Here is a 20,003-nt window from a genome sequence, read left to right on the forward strand (position 1 = left end):
CTTCATGCCATTGCCTTCGCAGGGTAGCCGTTATAGCGGCAGGCCCGTCGCCTTGTCGAACAGATGGATGTTGCCGGGATCGACCGAGACCGGCAGCACATCACCTGGCCTGACCGGCACTCGGTCACGGAACACGGCGCGTACCGTGTCAGCGCCGATGGCGCCATAGACATGGGTTTCCGAGCCGGTCGGCTCGACGACATCCACCTTGATGGCCATGGCGTCGGCGGCCTCACCAATGATGAAGTGCTCAGGCCGAATACCAGCCTCCACGGCGCTGCCTGCCGGTACCGCCTTGCCGGCAAGCGCAAGCCGGCCGCCACCGGCCGACTCGAACCAGGTTTTGTCAGACGTCGACTTGAGGGCCCCGGAGACAAAGCTCATCGACGGCGAGCCGAGGAAGCCGGCGACGAACTTGTTGGCCGGTTTGTCATAGAGCTCGAGCGGTGCTCCGACCTGCTGGATCCGGCCACGGTCCATCACGACGATGCGGTCGGCCATGGTCATGGCTTCGATTTGGTCGTGGGTGACGTAGACGATGGTCGATTTCAGCCGCTGGTGCAGCGCCTTGATCTCGGTGCGCATCTGCACGCGCAACTGCGCGTCGAGATTGCTGAGCGGCTCGTCGAACAGGAACACCGAAGGCTCGCGCACGATGGCGCGGCCCATGGCGACGCGCTGGCGCTGGCCGCCCGAGAGCTGGCGCGGATAACGGTCGAGATAGGAATAGAGGTTGAGGACGCCGGACGCCTTCTTGACCTTCTGTTCGATCGCCGCGCGGTTCTCGCCACGGATCTTTGGGCCGAAGCCGATATTGTCAGAGGCTTTCAGATGCGGGAACAGCGCATAGGACTGGAACACCATGGCGATGTTGCGCTGCTGCGGCGGCAGATCGTTGGCGCGCGTGCCGCCAATCAGCAGATCGCCCGAGCTGATCGTCTCCAGGCCGGCCAGCATGCGCAGCAAGGTCGACTTGCCGCAGCCGGACGGGCCTACCAGCACGACGAACTCGCCGCTTTTGATGTCGAGGCTGATATCCTCGAGAATCCTGTGCTGCCCGAAGGATTTCGACAGGTTGCGAAACAGGACGTCGGTCATGGTCACGCTCCCAATATGTCGTCGATGAACGGCAGGCAGCCGGCGGTCAGCCCGGCGTCCACGGGCATCACCACGCCTGTTATGCCCGATGCGCGATCCGAGGCAAGAAAAGCCACGGCTTCCGCCACTTCCGAGGCGTTGACGATGCGGCCGAGCGGATAGAGTCGCTTGAGCTTGCCGAGGATTTCCGGGCCCTTGGCGAGGCGATGGTCCCAGGCGGCGGTGCGGATCGATCCGGGGCAGACGACATTGGCGCGCACGCCGCTGCGGCCGAGCTCGACGGCGACCGACTTGGCATAGGCGTTGATGCCGGCCTTGGCCGCGGCATAGGCAGGGTTGCCGAAATGCGCGATGGCATTGACGGAGGAGATGAAGACGACGCTGCCGGAGCCGCGCGCCGCCATCGCCTTCACAATAGGGTCGGCGAAAATCATCACCCCGGTCAAATTGAGGTCGAGTTCGTGCTCGATCTTGTCGGCGTTGAGCGCGGAAATCGTCTCGGCGCGTGTCCAGCCGGCATTGTTGATCAGGATGTCGGGCACGCCGTCTTTGTCGAGCACGGCTGTGATCCCCGCCTCGATCGAAGCCCGGTCGAGAAGGTTGAAGACATGGCGCGATGCGAGGTGCGGGCTCGCCAGCGCCTCCTGCGACTGGTCGCAGCCGACCACCCGCGCGCCCCTTCCGGCCAGCAATGCGACGATCGCCGAGCCAAGGCCGCCGCCGGCGCCGGTGACAACGACAGTGCGGCCCTCGAATTCGGCTTTCGAAACCACGGCGCTCGCTCCTCCGGCAGGGTCAGGCAGATGTCGACAGGCTAATGAATGGAATGTAATTAAGCAACATGATAATCCGCTTGCATGCCGTAAATTCCTCGATAATGTAGGAAAGTCACATAAATCTTGTGCCAGCCATCGGCACAAGGAGCGCAAATACCGGGAATAAATGGGAGAGATCAGATGAGCCTTGCCAAATGGACTGTCGGCCTGATGGCCGGAATGAGCATGCTGGCCTTCGCGGCGCAGGCAAATGCGGGTGAAGTGCGCGTCACCGTCGCCGAATACAGCGCCAAGACCGGCCCGTATTTCGAAGCGGTGAAGAAGGAATTCGAAGCCAAGAATCCCGGCATCACCGTCAAGTTCGAAGTCGTGCCGTGGGATGTGCTCTTGCAGAAGCTGACCACCGACATCACCGCCGGCACCAATGCGGACCTCTCGATCATCGGCACGCGCTGGCTGATCGACTTCGTCCAGCAGGACGTCGCCGAGCCGCTCGACGGCTACATCACGCCTGAATTCAAAGGCCGCTTCATCGACACCTTCCTGTCGCCCTCGATCATGAGCGGCAAGACCTACGGCCTGCCGATCGCCGCCTCGGCGCGCGCCATGTATTACAACAAGGACCTGTTCGCGAAGGCCGGCATCGCCAAGCCGCCGGCGACCTGGACGGAATTGCAGGACGATGCCCGCAAGATCAAGGCGCTGGGAACCGGCGCCTTTGGGTTCGGCCTGCAGGGCAAGGAGATCGAGACCGACGTCTATTACTACTATGCGATGTGGTCGCAGGGCACCGAAATCCTCAACAAGGACGGCACGTCGGGTCTCGGCACGCCGGGCGCGCTCGAAGCCGCCAAGCTCTACAAGTCGATGATCGACGAGGGGCTGACCGAGCCCGGCGTCACCTCCAACAACCGCGAGGATGTGCAGAACCTGTTCAAGCAGGGCAAGGTCGGCATGATGATCACCGCGCCGTTCCTGTCCAACCAGATCAAGGATGAGGCACCGAGCCTGAAATATGGCGTCGCCGCCATTCCGGCCGGCCCGACCGGCGCGCGCGGCACCTATGGCGTCACCGATTCCATGATCATGTTCAAGAACTCCAAGAACAAGGATGAGGCCTGGAAGCTGATGGACTTCCTGTTCACCACGGAGCAGCGCGCCAAGTTCACGCAAGGCGAAGGCTTCCTGCCGGTGAACAAGGAAGAGGCCAAGATGGATTATTACGTTAACAACGCCGATCTGGCCGCCTTCACCGCGCTGCTGCCCGACGCCCGCTTCGCGCCGGTCATTCCGGGCTGGGAAGAAGTCGCCCAGATCACCTCGGACGCCATGCAGAAGATCTATCTCGGCGGCGACCCAGAGGCCGGCCTGAAGGACGCGGCAGCCAAAGCCAATGCAGTGCTGAAGAAATAGGGGCCATGCTCAAGAAATAGGGCGTATCTCCCTGCGCCCGTGGCGCGCCCCAGACTCAGGCGGGGCGCGCCACTCCCTTGGTTTCCCGATCCGAAATTCGCATAGAAACTTCTGATCCACGCGCCGAGGCGCAGGCCAGCCGATGCAAAATCGTTTCTTGCCCTATCTCCTGACCTTGCCCAGCCTGTTCCTGGCGGCGGTCGTCATCTTCTGGCCGGTCTGGGACCTGATCCAGATCTCGACGCATGAGGTCAACCGCTTCGGCCAGTTGCGCGAGTTCAGCGGCCTTGCCAATTTCGCGGCACTCGCCGCCGATCCCGATTTCATCGCGGCACTCTGGCGCACCGGCCTGTGGACCGTGCTGGTGGTCGGCGGCGCGCTGCTGCTGTCGGTGCCGGTGGCGATGATCCTCAACACCGATTTTTACGGCCGCGGCATCGCCCGTGTCATCATCATGCTGCCCTGGGCGGTGTCGCTGACCATGACGGCGGTGGTCTGGCGCTGGGCGCTGAGCGGCGAAAGCGGCATGCTGAATTCGGCGTTGCTTGGCCTCGGTATCATCGACCACAACATCCAGTGGCTGGCGCAGGCCAGCACGGCCTTTCCGATGCAGGTGCTGATCGGCATATTGGTGACGGTGCCGTTCACCACAACGATCTTCCTCGGCGGCCTGTCGTCGATCCCGGACGATCTCTACGAGGCGGCGGCGCTCGAAGGAGCGACGGCGCTGCAGGAGTTCCGTGAGATCACCTTTCCGCTGCTGAAACCGTTCATCAACATCGCCATCGTGCTCAATACCATCTACGTTTTCAATTCGTTCCCGATCATCTGGGTGATGACGCAGGGCGGGCCGGCCAACTCGACCGACATCCTGGTCACCCACCTCTACAAGCTCGCCTTCCGCATCGGCAAACTGGGTGAGGCATCTGCGGTGTCGCTGGTGATGTTCGCCATATTGCTGGTCTTCACCATGATCTATGTTCGCCTCGCCATGCGGGAGCAGCGCGCATGACAAGCAAACTGAAGCGCACCGTCATCGCTTGGCTGCTCCTGGCTCCGCTGATCGTGGTGACGATCTTTCCCTTTGCGGTGATGTTCCTGACCGCGGTCAAGCCGCGGCAGGAGGTGCTGTCGCCGACCTGGTGGCCGAGCGAGTTCCGCTGGTCGAATTTTGCCGACATGTGGGTGGCGACCGGCTTCGGCCAGGCGCTGGCCAATTCGCTCTACGTCTCGATCATCGCCACTGTCGGCGCCATCCTCATCTCGGTGCCGGCGGCCTATGCCATGTCGCGCTTTCGCTTTGCCGGCTACGGCGCCTTCCGGCAGTTCCTGCTGATTTCGCAGATGATCTCGCCGATTGTGCTGGTGCTCGGCCTGTTCCGGCTGATGGCGGCCTGGGGGCTGGTCGAATCGACCACGGCGCTCGGCTTCATCTACATGGCCTTCAACGTCGCCTTCACGGTGTGGATGCTGCAGAGTTATTTCGACACCATCCCGCGCGATCTCGAGGAGGCGGCCTGGATGGAAGGCGCCGGCCGCTGGCTGACGCTGCGCAAGGTGTTCCTGCCGCTCTGCCTGCCGGCGATCGCGGTGACGGCGATCTTCACCTTCATCAACGCCTGGAACGAGTTCGTCGTGGCGCTGACCATGCTGCGCAGCCAGGAGAGCTATACGCTGCCGATCCAGGTGTTCTCGCTGGTCGCCGGCCGCTACACGATCGAATGGCATCACGTCATGGCGGCGACGCTGCTGGCGACACTGCCGGTGGCGATCCTGTTCATCTGGCTGCAGCGCTACCTCGTCCGAGGCCTGGCGCTCGGGGCGGTCAAATAACCGCCATTCACTACGGAGCTTACATGCGTATCTTCACCGCCTCGCTGGCGACGGAAACCAACACCTTCTCGCCGGTGCCGACCGACCGGGCCTCGTTCGAGATGGCGTTCTATGCCGGGCCAGGCAAGCATCCGGAGACGCCGACGCTGTGTTCCTCGCCGATCGTCGCCTTGCGTCGGCGTGCGGCAAAAGAGGGCCTGACCGTCATCGAAGGCACCGCCACATGGGCGGAGCCGGGCGGCCTGGTGCAGCGGCAGACCTTCGAGGCGCTACGCGACGAGATCCTCGATCAGTTGAAGGCAGCACTCCCGGTCGATGCCGTCATCCTCGGCCTGCATGGAGCCATGGTGGCGCAAGGCTATGACGATTGCGAGGGCGATCTGCTGGAACGTGTGCGGGCAATCGTCGGTCCCAAGGTGGTGATTGCCTCCGAGTTCGATCCGCACAGCCATCTGACGCCGAAGCGCGTGGCGGCCTCCGACATCATGGCTTACTTCCTCGAATTCCCGCACACCGACTTCTACGAGCGCGGCGAACATGTCGTCGAGCTTGGACTGGCGGCGGCGCGCGGCGAGATCAAGCCGGTTATCTCGACCTTCGACTGCCGCATGATCCAGGTGCTGCCGACCAGCCGCGAGCCGATGCGCTCCTTCGTCGACCGTATCAAGGCGCTGCACGGCAAGGACGGCGTGCTGTCGGTCTCGGTCATCCACGGTTTCATGGCGGCCGATGTGCCCGAAATGGGCACGCGCATCCTGGTGATCACCGACAATGACAAGGCCAAGGGCGATGCGCTGGCGGAGCGGCTAGGACGCGAGCTTTACGCACTGCGCGAAAAGACGGCGATGACGATGCTGAACACAGCCGACGGCATCGATCGGGCGCTCGCGGTACGCGCAGAGAATCCCGGCAAGCCGGTGGTCATCGCCGACATCTGGGACAATCCCGGTGGCGGCGTTGCCGGTGACGGCACGGTCGTGCTGCGCGCCATGCTGGAACGTGGCCTGAACAATGTCGGCGTGGCGACGATCTGGGATCCGATCGCCGTGACCTTCTGTCAGGCGGCGGGCGAGGGGGCCGTCATCGATCTGCGCTTCGGCGGCAAGGCTGGGCCATTGGCGGGCGAGCCGATCGACGCCCGGGTCAAGGTGCTGAAGGCCGTTGCCGAGGGCTGGCAGAGTTTCGGGCCGAGCCGGGTGACGCTCGGACCGACCGCGCTGGTTCGTATCGAGGGCACCGAGGTCGACATCATCCTCAACACCAACCGCACCCAGACCTTCGAGCCGGATATTTTTTCCAACGTCGGCGTCGATCCGATGAGCAAGGATATCCTGCTGATCAAGTCGACCAATCATTTCTACGCCGGCTTCGAGCCGATTGCGGCCGAGATCATCTATGTCACGGCGCCGAGTTCATATCCCAGCAATCCGGCGGTGACGGATTACAAGAAGCTGACCCGGCCGGTGTGGCCGAGGGTGGCGGATCCCTGGAAGTGCTAATCTCCCCCCTCGAGGGGGAGATGTCGCCGAAGGCGACAGAGGGGGTCGTCTCGCGTAGAGCGCCAACCTGCATCTGCCGCAGGAGGTCGAGTCCGGTCGGACCGACCCCCTCTGGCCGCTTCGCGGCCATCTTCCCCTCGAGGGGGGAGATTAGCTGGCCCTACACCAATCCGCGCTTCACCATCATCGCTTCCGGGGACGGCATCTTGCCGCGGAACGCGGTGTAGAGCTCTTCCGGGTCCCTCGAGCCACCGGCGGCGTAGATGTTCTTTCTCAGCCGTTCGGCCAGCGCCGGGTTGAAGGGATCGCCGGTTTCCTCGAAGGCGGCGAAAGCATCGGCGTCGAGCACTTCCGACCACATGTAGGAGTAGTAGCCGGCCGAGTAGCCGTCGCCCGAGAAGACATGGCCGAAATGCGGGGTGCGATGGCGCATGGCGATGGTGCCGGGCATGTCGAGTTTTGCCAACGTTTCGGCTTCGAAACGAAGCGGTTCCAGCGGCGCGTCCGGCCGTGCGTGATAGGCCATGTCAATCAAGGCGGAGGAGGTGAATTCCACTGTGGCAAAGCCAGCACCAAAAGTCCGCGCGGCCAGCATCTTGTCGAGCAGCGCCTTGGGCATCGGATTGCCGGTCTTGACGTGCAAAGCGTGCTTTTCCAGCACCGCCGGCACCGTCAGCCAGTGCTCGTAGAGCTGCGAGGGCAGTTCGACGAAATCGCGGCTGACCGAAGTGCCCGCAACCGATGGCCAGGTGACGTCGGTCAGCATGCCGTGCAGCGCGTGGCCGAACTCATGAAACAGCGTTTTCGCCTCGTCGACCGACAGCAGTGCCGGCTCGCCTGCCGGCGGCTTGGCGAAGTTCATGATGTTGTAGATCACCGGCTTCGAGCCGCCACCCAGTTTGTAGCCGGACTTCAGCGCGCTCATCCAGGCGCCGGAACGCTTGGAGGGCCGCGCGAAATAGTCGGCGAGGAACAGGCCGCGCTCGCTACCGTCGGCATTTTTCACCACGAAGACGCGCGCGTCGGGGTGCCAGGCGGCAATGCCTTCTTTCTCCTCGAAGGTAATGCCGAAGAGTTTGGTCGCCACGTCGAAGCAGGCGTCGATGACGCGGTCGAGCTGCAGATAGGGCTTCAGTTCCGCCTCATCGAAAGCGAATTTCTCCGCACGCAGCTTCTCCTGGTAGAAGCGCCAGTCCCAGGCGGCGAATTTTTCATTGCTGCCGGCTTCCGCCGCCAGCCGTTCCAACTCCTTCTGGTCGGCGGCCGCTTTCTCCAGCGCCTTTTCCCAGACCGGATCGAGCAGCGCATGCACGGCTTTCGGTGTCTTGGCCATGGTGTCGTCGAGTTTCAGCGCGGCAAAGGAGGCGTAGCCGAGCAGCTTCGCCTTTTCGGCGCGCAGCTTGAGCATGTCGCGCACAACGTTGGTGTTGTCGGTGGCGCCGCCATTCTGGCCGCGCATGGTGAAGGCGCGGAAGGCGATCTCGCGCAGGTCGCGGCGTTCCGAGAAGGTCGAAAACGGCTCATAGATCGAGCGCGACAAGGTGACGGCGTAGCGGCCTTTGTGGCCGCGCATTTCGGCCGCCTCGGCCATCGAACTCTTCACGAAGTCGGGCAGGCCGGCAAGGTCGGCTTCGTCGAGGAACAGCGCCCAGTCGCGCTCGTCGGCGAGCACGTTCTGGCCGAACGTCGTGCCGAGCGACGACAGGTCCTCGCTGATCTTCGCCAGCCGCTTCTTGCCGTCGGCATCGAGCTTGGCGCCGGAACGGACGAAACCTTTCCAGGTCTTCTCCAGCACCCGCAAGGTCTCGGCGTCGAGGCCCAGGCTCGCGCGGCGCTGGTAGAGGTCGTCGATGCGGGCAAACAGTCTCTCGTTCATCGAGATCGCCGAGAAGTGCCTGGACATTTTTGGCGAAATGTCGCGCTCCAGCGCCTGGATGGTGTCGTTGGTATGGGCGCCGGCGCGGCACCAGAAGATCGACGAGACATGATCGAGCGCCTCGCCGCCGAGTTCCAGCGCTTCAAGCGTGTTCTCGATGGTCGCTGCATCCTTGTTGCCGGCGATCGCCTCGATCTCGGCCTCATGCGCCTTCAGCGCTGCGTCGAAGACCGGGGAGAAATCGTCGTCGCCGATATGGGCAAAGTCGGGCAGGCCGAGCGGCCCTTGCCACGTGGTCAGCGGATGGGCGGCGAGATCGATGGCTTTTTTGGAAGTCATGAGCTGTCTTTCGGATATGACGGCGGGGGAAGGGTGGTCACCACCGATGTAGGGCGCTGGTTTGCCGCGCGCAACAGCGCCGGCGGTCAGGTTTTCGTCAGTAGCCCTCGCAGTTTTCGGCGATTGCCGCTTGCGAGCTGGCGGTTATGCGGTTGTCGGCCACCGCGAAGGTTTCCTGCATCAGCATGTCATTGTCGGGGAAATCGTAGCAAGCGATCACCGTGGTGACGCCGCCCTCGCTCTTCTCGATGCGGTGGTGGATCGCGGCACCGGCAACCGCACCTTTCCATTCGTCGAGCGAGGCGATGAATTCCTGCTTGCTTTGAACGACGCCGAGGTCATCGAGCTTGATGCGGACATCGTCGGCAAGCAGGTCGGCGAGTTCGGTGCGGTCGGCGACCAGCAGCGCCGAATACCAGCGGCTGATGATGGCGCCGTCATCGGCGCGGGCGGCAATGATTGCTATCAGCAGTGCGGCCGCCGTGAAAACGGCCAAGCGGACGTTCATCACCTGGCGCACTGTCCCGTTCATTCCAGCGCTGGCCGCTCGAAATCGCCGGTCTCCTTGTTCATCACCCAGAGTTCGCCGGTCGAAATATCGAACCAGGCTCCGTGCAGCGACAGCCGCCCCTTGCCTTCGAGGATCGAGACGCAAGGGAAGGTCCTGAGGTTGGCAATGGAATAGCGGATCGAGATGCGCTCGAGTGCCGTCTGGCGCTCCGCCGCCGTCATGAAGGTGCTGGACGAGACGGTTTCGGCGGCCGGCGCGATCAGGCTCATCCATTTGCCGATGAAGTCGCCGGGGGACAGCGGCGCGGAATTGGGGTCCAGCGCGGCGCGGATGCCGCCGCAGCGGCCGTGGCCCATGACGACGATGTTCTTGACCTTGAGGCTCTGCACAGCGAACTCGAGTGCGGCCGAGGTCGAATGGAACTCACCATCAGGCTCATAGGGCGGCACCAGATTGCCGACATTGCGCAGCACGAACAGCTCGCCTGGCCCGGCGTCGAAGATCGCTTCGGGGGCCGCACGCGAATCGCAACAGGCAACGATCATGGTTTCCGGTGCCTGCCCCTCGCGGGCAAGCTCGCGATAGCGGCCGCTCTCGGTGAGGTAGCGGCCATTCATGAAATTGCGATAGCCGGCGAGAAGGTGGTCGGGAAGATGAGGCATGGGCGGCTTTCCAGGTTGGAGGCGGCAGCTCTTTGCGGTCGAGAAGGCTCTAACGGTAAAAGCCGGTCGCGAGCAATGCAGAATTGTGAGGGCTTGCCATAAATGGCCATCCAAGGTGCATGGCTCGGTCGAGATTCAGCCAAATCGGATTCAATGTCAGGATCGTAACCGTAGCAATGCCGCCTCGGCTTCCTCGTGCACACCTTCCGCCTTGTCCAATCGGCTCGGATTGACCGCAAGTCCCTCCAAATCGATCTCCAAGGCCTTCAGCGTGTCGATTGGTAAGGTGCTGACGATCGTCACGAGGCAGAAATATTTGAACGTGGGATCGTTCCCTCGGAGAACCCGGAGAACCGGATCTATGATTGGCCTTCCGAGCGTCGCGAGAAAAGGTGCCAGAGAGCGAGCGACGGGCCAGTTGCCGTCTGCCGTCCATTTCATCAACCCGTCGAGGATGGGCGCGATAGCAGGGTAACCAGCTTCTCGAATGGCGGTGACGGCATCGAGGTCATGTTTGTCGCGAGGAATAAGACCTTTTATGTCGATCAAGGGGAAGATTACCTCAGAACTTTGGTAACCCTCCCGGGTCCGGCAACGCACGTCAACGGCCACGTTCCACCTCATTTATGCCCAGATGGCGACCGGTATGCCGAAACCGTCAGCGCGTGGCGGGTCCGGAAACGGCCTGGCCTTGCCGCCGGCGATGCGGCCGGCGATCAGCATCATGACGGCGGCATCGAGGAAATCGTCGGCGGCCGCGCCACGCGGCGGCGGCTGGTCGAGGAAGTCCATGGCATAGCCGTGCCGGCACAGCAGCGCCTTGCGCTCCGCCATGCCGACTGGATTGACGCTGCCCTTGATCGTCTTCGGCAGCTGCATGGCCTGGTCTCCATTCAGGCGGCAGAAGGCGACTTCCGGATGCGATTCGAAGACAGGGCCGCGCAGATCGGGCCGCTCGATCAGCAATGTGTCGATCTCGCGGATTTTCGAAAAGATGCCGAAGGCCTGGATCGAAACGCCGCGCGGCGGATCGGATGTGGTCCTGGCCACCGCGCTTACCCTGCGATGCGCGGCGTACCAGGCCTCGATTGTGGTGAAGTCGCTGGTGTCAGCATAAAGTGCCGCGCGGGACGGGATCGAGAAGACGCTGGACTGGCGTGCGCCAAGCAGTGGGCGCACCAGTGCTTCCGGTCCGCGCCCGCCCTTGCCGGAAAACTCCGGCAGGCCGATCGGCATGTCGACGGCGACAACCGCATCGTCGGGATTTGCAGCAAGCAGAGCCGCAAAACTGGCGAAGACCTCGACCGAAGGCGCCATGCCGGGCGCGCACCGTACGGCGAGCCAGCCGGCCCTGCAGCCGTCGGCGCCGACCAGCACGACCCCAGTCGAGGTCACGCCCGGCGGTCCCGCCCCGGATGCGTGAGATGGCGCAGCTGCACCATGGCCATCGGGTGCGACAGGCTCTGCGCATCGGTTTCCAGCTGCAGTTCGTCGCCGCCGCGTTTTGCGGTGCGCGCCAGGATTTCGTAGACCGCCGCCGTGGTCGATTGCAGCGCCTTGATCGGCGGCTGGCCGGAGAGGATGCGGGCGAGGTAGACGGCCGCCGTCAGGTCGCCCAGGCCGTTCGGCGGCTTGTCAATCAGGCGGTGCTCGGCGAGCAGCGCCTGGGTGCCGTCGAGCAGCAGATTGCCTGTGCCGCCAATCATCATCGACTGTGCTGAGGTGACCAGCATGGTCGACGGTCCGGCATGAAGTGCGGCCGAGATCACCGATTTGAGGTCTGGCAAGGGAACGCCAGCCATCCATTCCAGCTCGTAGCGGTTGGGCGTGGCGATGTCGGCGATCGGCATCAGCCGGTCGCGCATGGCGGCGGCGGTGGGCTCGGGCACGTAGAGGCCGCCCGAATCACCCGTCACCGGGTCGCAGATGTAAACGGCGTCAGGCGTCCTGGCCTTCACGGCGGCGACCAGCGAGGCGACGGCCTCGGCCTGGCCGGCTTCGCCGAGATAGCCCGACAGCACGGCGCCGACCTCGCCCAGCCATGGCGCACGCTCGAGATCGGCCATCAGCGCCTTGAACTGGTCAAGTGGCGGCAGGATGCGCGTCGACCGCCCGTGGCCGGGATGCCAGGGCAGCGTCACCGTGGGCACGGCCCAGACCGGGAAGCCCAGCGTTTCCAGCGCAAACACGGCGGCACGGTTGCCGACCGAACCGCGCACGACATGGCTGGAAATGACGATGACCGCACGCGGCGCGTCGGTTTGCTCGGCGCTCATTGTTCTTTGATTCCTAACTGCCCCGGATGATGTAAAACACGAGCCAGACCATCAGGCCCAGCGTCAGAAGCAGGCCGATTGTTCGGCCAATGCGGGTGCCCCAGACTTCTATCGCATCGTCGCGGTCGGCATCGACCGCGGAGACGTGGTCGCGCACGCCTTTCGTGGTCCGCGCCACAAACGAGGTGCCGGACGGATCCGTCTCGCGCGCAACGCGCTCGAGGATGCGGCGCGATTCCCTCTCGCTGTCGTGGCGTTCCGCCATGATGATGTCCCGTTTTGACCGGACCTTATCGCGTTCGCGCGGCCAATCACAGGGCCTTGCGACAGCGCAATGGATGCGGGGCCTACCCCAGAGGCAGAGGCCGTTTTCTTGCGCGCTGATTGTGGTAATGCTTCGCATGCAACTTCTACCGAGGAACCCCATCATGCTTGCCCAGCGCCTTGCCAGACCATCGACATTCCGCACGCTGCCCGCCTTCCTGATGATGGCAATCGTGCTGCCGCTGCTTGCCGGCTGCGGCTACAACACGATCCCGACGGCGGAGGAAAACGCCAAGGCGGCCTGGAGCGAGGTGCTGAACCAGTACCAGCGCCGCGCCGACCTCATTCCTAATCTGGTCGAGACGGTCAAAGGCTATGCCTCGCATGAAAAGGACACGCTCGACGCTGTCGTCGAGGCGCGCGCCAAGGCAACGCAGATCACGGTGACGCCGGAAACGCTGAAGGATCCGGAAGCGCTCAAGAAGTTCCAGGATGCCCAGGCCGGGCTGACCAGCGCGCTGTCGCGGCTGATCGCGGTGTCGGAGGCCTACCCCGACCTCAAGGCCAACCAGAACTTTCTCGCGCTGCAGGCGCAGCTAGAGGGCACCGAGAACCGCATTGCGGTGGCACGGCGCGACTACATCCAGGCGGTCAGGGATTATAATCTGACGCTGAAGACGTTCCCGTCGGTGCTGTGGGCGACCTTCTGGTTCCGCAGCAACGAGCCCTACGCCAATTTCACCGTCGACGAAGACAAGATGCAGCCGCCGAAGGTCGATTTCGGCACGAAGCAGGGCGGGTGATAGCCGGAGCCGGGCGTGGTGTTCCTGCGGACCGATGAGGGACGACGCCTGGTTCGCCTTGTCGCCGTTGTGCTCTTTGTCCTGGCGCTTCCGCTCGCCGCCTTCGCCGCCGACCTGCCGGCGCTCACGGGCCGCGTCGTCGACAATGCCGGCATCATCGATGCCGGGACCAGAGCGGCGCTGACGCAAAAGCTTGCCGACTTCGAAACAAAGGGTTCCGACCAGATCGTCGTCGCAACCATCCCCAGCCTTGATGGCGAGGAGATCGAACCCTATGCCAACCGGCTGTTCCGCTTCTGGAAGCTCGGCCAGGCCAAGGAGAACAACGGCGTATTGTTGCTGGTCGTGCCGAACGACCACAAGATGCGCATCGAGGTTGGTTACGGGCTGGAAGGCACTCTGACCGACCTGCACACCAAGCTGATCATCGAAAACGACATGGTGCCGGCCTTCCGCGCCGGCGATTTCTCCGGCGGTATCTCCAAGGCCGTCGATGACATGGTCATGGTGCTGGAAGGCAATCCTGAGGAATTGGTAGCGCGCGGCGAGCGCAACCAGAAAGCACCGTTCAATACCGACAATCTGTTCTTCGCGGTGTTCATCGGCATCTGGGCGATCATCTTCTTCGGCAGCATGGCAGCCTCCATCCTGCCGCCGATCTTCGGCCAGAAGCTCGGACCTGGCCGTTATCGCTGGCTCGGCATGACCTTTGAGCCCGGACGACGCTCCTCAAGTGGCGGCTGGTCCTCGGGCAGTTCCGGCGGGGGTTGGTCTTCGGGCGGTGGCGGCGGTGGCTTTTCCGGCGGCGGCGGTTCGTCCGGCGGTGGCGGCTCCTCGGGAAGCTGGTGACGGCATGATGATACGCAGCATCCCCCTGTTGAGGCTCGGCCATTTCAACCCGGCGATCCATGCTCTCCTGGCCGCGCTGGCGCTGCTTTTGTCCTGCTTCGCTGTTTTCGCCGCCGAACTGCCTGTCCTGACCGGCCGCGTCGTCGACAATGCCGGCATCATCGATGCCGGGACCAGAGCGGCACTGACGCAGAAACTCGCCGATTTCGAGAAGAAGGGCTCCGACCAGATCGTCGTCGCGACCATTCCCAGCCTAGATGGCGAGGAGATCGAACCCTACGCCAACCGGCTGTTCCGTTTCTGGAAACTCGGCCAGGCGGGTGAAAACAATGGCGTTCTGCTGCTGGTGGCCAAGAACGATCACAAGATGCGCATCGAGGTCGGCTATGGGCTGGAAGGCACACTGACCGACCTGCACACCAAGCTGATCATCGAAAACGACATGGTGCCGGCGTTCCGCGCCGGCGATTTCTCGGGCGGCATCAGCAAGGCCGTCGACGACATGGTCATGGTGCTTGAGGGCAATCCCGAAGAGCTCGAAGCGCGCGGCAAGCGCAATCCCGCCGCCAGCGGCACGCCCATCGACCCGATCGTCGCGGTGTTCCTGATCCTGTGGGCGACGATGTTCTTCGGCGGCATCGCGATGGCGTTCCTGCCGCCGATGTTCGGCACCAAGCTGTCGCCGGGCGTGTATAGATGGCTGGGCATGACGTTTCGTTACGGCCGCGGGCCAAGCGGATCGTCCTCAGGCTCCAGCGGCTGGACGTCAGGTTCGTCGGGCGGCGGCTGGTCTTCGGGAAGCTCCAGCAGTGGCTGGTCGTCCGGGTCGAGCAGCAGCGGCGGCGGGTTTTCGGGCGGCGGCGGCTCGTCCGGTGGTGGCGGTTCTTCAGGAAGCTGGTGAGACAATGGCAACACGACCGATCAGCCCGCAAGATCATGAGCGCATCGCCGACGCGATCCGTGCCGCCGAGGCCAAAACCGATGGCGAGATCTACTGCGTCGTCGCGCATGCCAGCGACGGCTATTTCGCGCCCGCCGCCTTGATGGCAACGCTTGGCATGCTGGTCGTCAGTCTCGCCGTCGCCTATGGGCTGGAGGCCTGGTGGCTCACCATCCGTCTGCCGCATTTCGTCATCGCCCAATTGCTGGCGCTGGCCTGCGTGCTGGCCCTGTTGTGGGCGTTGCCCGGCCTGCGCATCCATATGGTGCCACGGCGGCTGCGCTATCAGGCGGCGCATGCCAATGCGATCAAGCAGTTCCTCGCCCGCAACGTCCACCGCACCGCGGCGCGCACCGGCGTGCTGATCTTCGTATCGATCGCCGAACGCTACGCCGAGGTGGTCGCCGATGCGGGCATCGACGCCAAGGTCGGCCAGCATGTCTGGGACGGTGTGGTGCGTGACCTCACGGCGCATGCCGGCGACGACCGGCTTGCCGACGGGTTCGTCAAGGCGGTCGAACAGGTGGGGGCGGTTCTGGCCGAGCATTTCCCGGTCACCTCAGGCGATACCAATGAGCTTGACGACCACCTCGTCGAAATCTGAAAAGCCCGCCTGCAAACGCTACTCAGCCGGGCGCCTGACGCAGCTTTCTGCGCTTCCCCCGTTCTACTGCGTCGCAGTAGAACCGAGCTCACGGACCCAAAAATCCACTGCGCTTCGGTTCTCGAAAGCCACGCCATCCGCCTCGGCTGAGCGCTTTTTCAGGCAGGCTTTCGCGCGATATCAGCAATGTCAGGATCGGCTGTGAGAAAGCGGTCGGCGAGCCGCCAGGACTCTTGCAATCGGGCGATGCGGGTTTATGGTTAACAAATCATGAATACGCTGACGATCGACATCCGGAAAGCCGACCCGCGCGATGCTGGCGCCATCGCCGAGGTGCACCTGGAAGCCTGGCGCGGCGCCTATTCCGGCATCATTCCGCATCGCACGCTGACATCGATGATCAACCGCCGCGGCGCCGACTGGTGGGCGAACGCGATTCGCCGCGCCGCCACCGTGCTGGTCGTCGAAATCGGCGGCACCATCGCCGGCTATGCGACGATCGGCAAGAACCGCGCCCGGGAGCTCAAACAGCAAGGCGAGATCTACGAACTGTACCTGCGCCCGGAATATCAGGGCATCGGTCTCGGCCGGCGGCTGTTTTCGGCGGCTAGGGCGCGCCTCGCCGACCATGGCCTGAAGGGCATGGTGGTCTGGGCGCTGGAAGACAATCAGAATGCGTTGGCCTTCTATGCCGGCGCCGGCGGCCGCGATGTCGCCGAGGGTGTCGAGATCTTCGAGCAGAAAGCGCTGAAGAAGGTCGCCTTCGTCTGGGAATGACAGCCTTGGGGATGATCGCGGGGGCCAAAGCCGATACGCCGCGCGTATCCCAGTGAAATCACGACGCTGAAACATCTTGTGCCGATGATTGAACGCGTCGGACGGCATGGCGTCTCGCCTGACGTCCGTGAATACGATTCGCCGCATTGCGCCGTTCCGCGCCGCCCGCTATCTCCTCCCCAACCGAGAGAGGGACAAAACCATGCGCATCGAAGCCATAGCCATCGGAAAGAATCCGCCTGAGGACATCAACGTCATCATCGAAGTGCCGATCGGCGGCGAGCCGATCAAGTACGAGATGGACAAGGAGGCCGGCACGCTGTTCGTCGACCGCTTCCTGCACACCTCGATGCGTTACCCCGGCAATTACGGCTTCGTGCCGCACACGCTGTCAGGTGACGGCGATCCGATCGACGTTTTGGTCTGCAACACGCGCGCATTGGTGCCGGGCTGCGTCATCAATGTCAGGCCGATCGGCGTGCTGGTGATGGAAGACAATGCCGGCCAGGACGAAAAGGTCATCGCGGTGCCGTCGCCCAAGCTGACGCTGCGCTACGAGAACGTCACCGAATACACGCATTTGCCTGAAATCACGCGTCAGCAGGTGCAGCACTTCTTCGAGCACTACAAGGATCTTGAGCCCGGCAAATGGGTCAAGATCGAAGGCTGGCACGATTCCAAATATGCCAAGAAGATGATCGTCGACGCGATCGCGCGGGCGAAGGCGAGCAAGTAGTCAGTTATCCACCCGGCCAAAGGCCGGCACGTTGCCGATGACGGTGTGCCTGTCCTTGCCGCAGGCGAAGGTTCGCGCCTTCTCGTCGGCGAGTTTTCGCGCCTGGTCATTGGCCTGCGGGTTGCCGGTGGCCAAGACAAGGCCGACGGTGCAGCTTTCTCGCGCATCCATCTGGCCGACCTTGGCAACAAGCAGCACGTCGGTCGATTTGTTAGCGTCCTCGCCATTGCTGATCGAGCGGCGGTGGATGACCGCGAAGGGCACGGTCTTGTCGCCTGTGGTTTCAATGCGCCATTCGACCTTGGTTCCGGACGAATTGAAGCCTGAAAAACTCTCCCACGCCGACGTCATGTCGCCACCGGGCGGAAACCCGTAGAACAGCGATTCACGTGCGTCGTCATAGGCGATCAGCACCGGATAGCCGCGATAGCCCGAACAGGCGAGTTCGGCCCAGTCGCCCTCGCCTTCTTCGGCCTGCGCGTAGGTCACGCAATCCTTTTTCGAGTCGAGATCGGTGTAGACGCTGGATATGTCGCCGGCGTGTGCCGCCTGGCAGAGACCGGCGAGGGCAAGCGGGATCAGAATGGCACGCATGACGGACATCTCCGGTTCAGGCCGAAGCAGCGTACCGCCAATCGCTATTTCTTCAAGCTCGCTTCGATCAGCAGATCGGCGTTGCGGGCGACCGACTGCGCCGGACCGCCGAGGCCGAACAACTGGCCGCTGATATAAGCGCCTTCGATCAACAGCAGCAGCCCGTCACCCAGCGTGTCGGCGTCTTCCGCTCCCATCGCTGCGGCCATGGCGCGCAGCCGGCGGCGCAGTTCCTGCTTGTTCGCTTCGCTGACCACGCGTGCCGGATGGCTGTGTTCGGGATACTCGACCGCGGCGTTGGTCATGCCGCAACCGCGATAGTCGGCCACTTGCGTACGCTTGCCGATGCGGGTCAGGAAAGCCTTGATCTGCGCGCGCGGGTCGCCGGGATGGGCGGCCACTGCCTCGTCGAAACGCTCCCAGTATTCAAGGTCGTATTGCCGGAGATAGGAAGCGGCCAATTCGTCCTTGGAGGGAAAGCTGCGGTAGAGGCTGGGCTTGGTGACGCCGGCGCGCTTGACGACCTCGTCGACGCCGATCGCCCTGATACCCCGCCGGTAGAACAGGTCATAGGCGACATCGAGGATCTTCTTGGCAGCCTTAGGCGGCGCCGATGCATGACCATCGTTGATGGTCAGTTCAATATTTTTGTCGGTTGGCATCATGTGACTCGATTGACGTGTACCGATCGGTACGTATACATGCTTCCATCTTGCAACGTACCGGTCAGTAACATGATAGCTCAATCCCGTCCCTTTGGCCAGCGCTACGCTTTCGTCGTGGTCGGTGTCATCTTCCTTTGCCTGCTGGTCGCGGCCGGGCTTCGCTCGGCACCCTCGGTCATGATGCTGCCGCTCGAAAACAGCTTCGGCTGGCGGCGCGACGTCATCTCGCTGGCCGCCGGCGTCGGCATCCTGCTCTATGGTCTGACCGGTCCGTTCGCCGCCGCGCTGATGGAAAGGATCGGGCTGCGCCGCACGCTGCTTGCCTCGCTGGTAATCATGTCGGGCTCGACGGCGCTCAGCCTTTTGATGACCAAGCCCTGGCATCTCTTCATCACCTGGGGCGTCTTCTCCGGCATCGGCTCCGGCGCCGTCGCCAGCGTGCTTGGCGCCACCATCGTCAATCGCTGGTTCAAGACCAATCGTGGCCTGGTGATGGGATTGATGTCGGCCTCCAGCGCGTCGGGCATGCTGGTGTTCCTGCCGCTGATCGCCGCGTTGGCGCAGTCGGGCGGCTGGCAGCCGGTTGCCGTTGCGGTCGCGATCGCCACGGCGGCCATGGTACCGCTGGTCTGGCTGCTGGTGCCGGAGCGGCCGGCCTCGATCGGCATGGTGCGTTATGGCGCGGAGGCCGATGACGTGCCGCCGACATCGCCGGCATCGCAAGGCAATTTCCTCGCGCATACGCTGAACACGCTGCGCCGCGCTGCCGGCACACGGGTGTTCTGGTATCTTTTCGCCACCTTCTTCGTCTGCGGCTTCACCACCAACGGGCTGGTCGGTACGCATCTGATCGCCTTCTGTGGCGACATGGGCATCGGCGAGGTGCAGGCGGCCGGCCTGTTGTCGATGATGGGCATTTTCGACCTGATCGGCACGACGCTGTCGGGCTGGCTCACCGACCGTTTCGACCCGCGCAAGCTGCTCGGCGTCTATTACGCCATCCGCGGCCTGTCGCTGATCTACCTGCCGTATTCCGGCTTCTCGGCGACCAGCCTGATTATCTTCGCGGTGCTCTACGGCCTCGACTGGATCGCCACCGTGCCGCCGACGCTGCGGCTCGCCAACGAGGCGTTCGGCGACCGCAGCGGCCCGATCGTGTTCGGTTGGATCGTTGCCGGCCATCAGGTGGGGGCGGCCACGGCGGCTGCCTTCGGCGGAACCATGCGCGAGCTGCAAGGCAATTACGAACTGGCGTTCCTGATTGCCGGCATGACAGCCATCGCCGCGGCCTGTATCTCATTGCTGATCAACACCAGCCGGCCGGCTTTCGATCCGGAGCCACAGGCGGCTTAGGGCGACGGCCTTCCTTCTCCCACAAACAAGGGGAGAAGGAAGGCGTTGGCTGTTATCAAAACTTCATGGTTTCGAGATGTCCCTGAAACATTGAGGCTGGACTTTGATGGCTGCGTTCAAAGCCATCCAGGAGAC

The 20,003-nt window shown here is 63.4% G+C and carries 22 protein-coding genes; 11 read left to right on the forward strand and 11 right to left on the reverse strand.

Annotated elements, in window-relative coordinates:
* Window positions 1-30: 30 nt before the first annotated feature.
* Window positions 31-1,098 (reverse strand): sn-glycerol-3-phosphate ABC transporter ATP-binding protein UgpC, encoded by a 1,068-nt coding sequence (gene ugpC, locus HGP13_RS05340; protein WP_172222429.1) that lies wholly within the window; start codon window positions 1,096-1,098, stop codon window positions 31-33.
* Window positions 1,099-1,100: 2 nt separating this feature from the next.
* Complete coding sequence (locus tag HGP13_RS05345) at window positions 1,101-1,871, reverse strand: SDR family oxidoreductase (RefSeq protein ID WP_172222432.1); 771 nt, start codon at window positions 1,869-1,871, stop codon at window positions 1,101-1,103.
* Window positions 1,872-2,054: 183 nt separating this feature from the next.
* On the opposite strand from HGP13_RS05345, the gene HGP13_RS05350 reads away from it, so the two are divergent.
* The 4 genes from HGP13_RS05350 to HGP13_RS05365 all read left to right on the forward strand — a co-directional run bounded on the left by HGP13_RS05350 (window position 2,055) and on the right by HGP13_RS05365 (window position 6,619).
* A complete protein-coding gene (locus HGP13_RS05350) occupies window positions 2,055-3,287 on the forward strand; it encodes a sugar ABC transporter substrate-binding protein (RefSeq protein ID WP_172222434.1) in 1,233 nt (410 codons plus the stop codon).
* 142 nt (window positions 3,288-3,429) lie between these two features.
* Window positions 3,430-4,299 (forward strand): sugar ABC transporter permease, encoded by an 870-nt coding sequence (locus HGP13_RS05355; protein WP_172222437.1) that lies wholly within the window; start codon window positions 3,430-3,432, stop codon window positions 4,297-4,299.
* Complete coding sequence (locus tag HGP13_RS05360) at window positions 4,296-5,120, forward strand: carbohydrate ABC transporter permease (RefSeq protein WP_172222440.1); 825 nt, start codon at window positions 4,296-4,298, stop codon at window positions 5,118-5,120. Before HGP13_RS05355 ends, HGP13_RS05360 begins: the two co-directional genes overlap by 4 nt.
* Window positions 5,121-5,143: 23 nt before the next feature.
* Window positions 5,144-6,619 (forward strand): M81 family metallopeptidase, encoded by a 1,476-nt coding sequence (locus tag HGP13_RS05365; protein WP_172222442.1) that lies wholly within the window; start codon window positions 5,144-5,146, stop codon window positions 6,617-6,619.
* 160 nt (window positions 6,620-6,779) lie between these two features.
* Here the strand turns inward: HGP13_RS05365 and HGP13_RS05370 are convergent, their stop codons facing one another.
* The 7 genes from HGP13_RS05370 to HGP13_RS05400 form a co-directional block, all read right to left on the reverse strand.
* A complete protein-coding gene (locus HGP13_RS05370; RefSeq protein WP_172222444.1) occupies window positions 6,780-8,834 on the reverse strand; it encodes a M3 family metallopeptidase in 2,055 nt (684 codons plus the stop codon).
* A 97-nt stretch (window positions 8,835-8,931) separates the two neighbouring features.
* Window positions 8,932-9,366: a nuclear transport factor 2 family protein gene (locus HGP13_RS05375; RefSeq protein WP_172222446.1), complete on the reverse strand. Its 435-nt coding sequence runs from the start codon at window positions 9,364-9,366 to the stop codon at window positions 8,932-8,934.
* The gene (locus HGP13_RS05380) at window positions 9,363-10,007 is read right to left on the reverse strand and encodes a carbonic anhydrase (RefSeq protein ID WP_172222448.1); all 645 of its coding nucleotides are present in this window, start codon (window positions 10,005-10,007) and stop codon (window positions 9,363-9,365) included. Before HGP13_RS05380 ends, HGP13_RS05375 begins: the two co-directional genes overlap by 4 nt.
* A 156-nt stretch (window positions 10,008-10,163) precedes the next feature.
* Complete coding sequence (locus HGP13_RS05385; protein ID WP_246707290.1) at window positions 10,164-10,556, reverse strand: DUF5071 domain-containing protein; 393 nt, start codon at window positions 10,554-10,556, stop codon at window positions 10,164-10,166.
* Window positions 10,557-10,631: 75 nt separating this feature from the next.
* On the reverse strand, window positions 10,632-11,402 hold the full coding sequence (locus tag HGP13_RS05390; RefSeq protein ID WP_172222452.1) for a DUF429 domain-containing protein: 771 nt from the start codon (window positions 11,400-11,402) through the stop codon (window positions 10,632-10,634).
* On the reverse strand, window positions 11,399-12,283 hold the full coding sequence (gene pdxY / locus HGP13_RS05395; protein ID WP_172222454.1) for a pyridoxal kinase PdxY: 885 nt from the start codon (window positions 12,281-12,283) through the stop codon (window positions 11,399-11,401). The genes HGP13_RS05390 and pdxY overlap by 4 nt, the downstream gene beginning before the upstream one ends.
* Window positions 12,284-12,296: 13 nt before the next feature.
* Window positions 12,297-12,548, reverse strand: a complete 252-nt coding sequence (locus HGP13_RS05400) for a hypothetical protein (protein WP_172222456.1) — start codon at window positions 12,546-12,548, stop codon at window positions 12,297-12,299.
* A gap of 163 nt (window positions 12,549-12,711) precedes the next feature.
* Here HGP13_RS05400 and HGP13_RS05405 point away from each other — a divergent pair, with 163 nt between their 5' ends.
* From HGP13_RS05405 to ppa, 6 genes are all read left to right on the forward strand, one after another.
* Window positions 12,712-13,350, forward strand: a complete 639-nt coding sequence (locus HGP13_RS05405) for a LemA family protein (RefSeq protein WP_172222459.1) — start codon at window positions 12,712-12,714, stop codon at window positions 13,348-13,350.
* Window positions 13,351-13,398: 48 nt separating this feature from the next.
* On the forward strand, window positions 13,399-14,199 hold the full coding sequence (locus tag HGP13_RS05410; protein WP_172234616.1) for a YgcG family protein: 801 nt from the start codon (window positions 13,399-13,401) through the stop codon (window positions 14,197-14,199).
* A 4-nt stretch (window positions 14,200-14,203) separates the two neighbouring features.
* Complete coding sequence (locus HGP13_RS05415; RefSeq protein ID WP_172222461.1) at window positions 14,204-15,100, forward strand: YgcG family protein; 897 nt, start codon at window positions 14,204-14,206, stop codon at window positions 15,098-15,100.
* A gap of 4 nt (window positions 15,101-15,104) precedes the next feature.
* On the forward strand, window positions 15,105-15,743 hold the full coding sequence (locus HGP13_RS05420) for a TPM domain-containing protein (RefSeq protein ID WP_172222464.1): 639 nt from the start codon (window positions 15,105-15,107) through the stop codon (window positions 15,741-15,743).
* A gap of 270 nt (window positions 15,744-16,013) precedes the next feature.
* Window positions 16,014-16,520 (forward strand): GNAT family N-acetyltransferase, encoded by a 507-nt coding sequence (locus HGP13_RS05425; protein ID WP_010912199.1) that lies wholly within the window; start codon window positions 16,014-16,016, stop codon window positions 16,518-16,520.
* 202 nt (window positions 16,521-16,722) lie between these two features.
* Entirely contained in the window at window positions 16,723-17,256 is a 534-nt protein-coding gene (ppa, locus tag HGP13_RS05430; RefSeq protein WP_172222467.1) for an inorganic diphosphatase, read from the forward strand.
* Here ppa and HGP13_RS05435 read toward each other — a convergent pair whose 3' ends face one another.
* Window positions 17,257-17,850, reverse strand: a complete 594-nt coding sequence (locus HGP13_RS05435) for a hypothetical protein (protein WP_172222469.1) — start codon at window positions 17,848-17,850, stop codon at window positions 17,257-17,259.
* 44 nt (window positions 17,851-17,894) lie between these two features.
* Entirely contained in the window at window positions 17,895-18,512 is a 618-nt protein-coding gene (locus HGP13_RS05440) for a TetR/AcrR family transcriptional regulator (RefSeq protein WP_172222471.1), read from the reverse strand.
* Window positions 18,513-18,584: 72 nt separating this feature from the next.
* Here HGP13_RS05440 and HGP13_RS05445 point away from each other — a divergent pair, with 72 nt between their 5' ends.
* Window positions 18,585-19,868 (forward strand): MFS transporter, encoded by a 1,284-nt coding sequence (locus HGP13_RS05445; RefSeq protein WP_172222473.1) that lies wholly within the window; start codon window positions 18,585-18,587, stop codon window positions 19,866-19,868.
* Window positions 19,869-20,003: the final 135 nt, after the last annotated feature.

It is taken from the genome of Mesorhizobium sp. NZP2077, assembly GCF_013170805.1.
GTDB lineage: Bacteria > Pseudomonadota > Alphaproteobacteria > Rhizobiales > Rhizobiaceae > Mesorhizobium.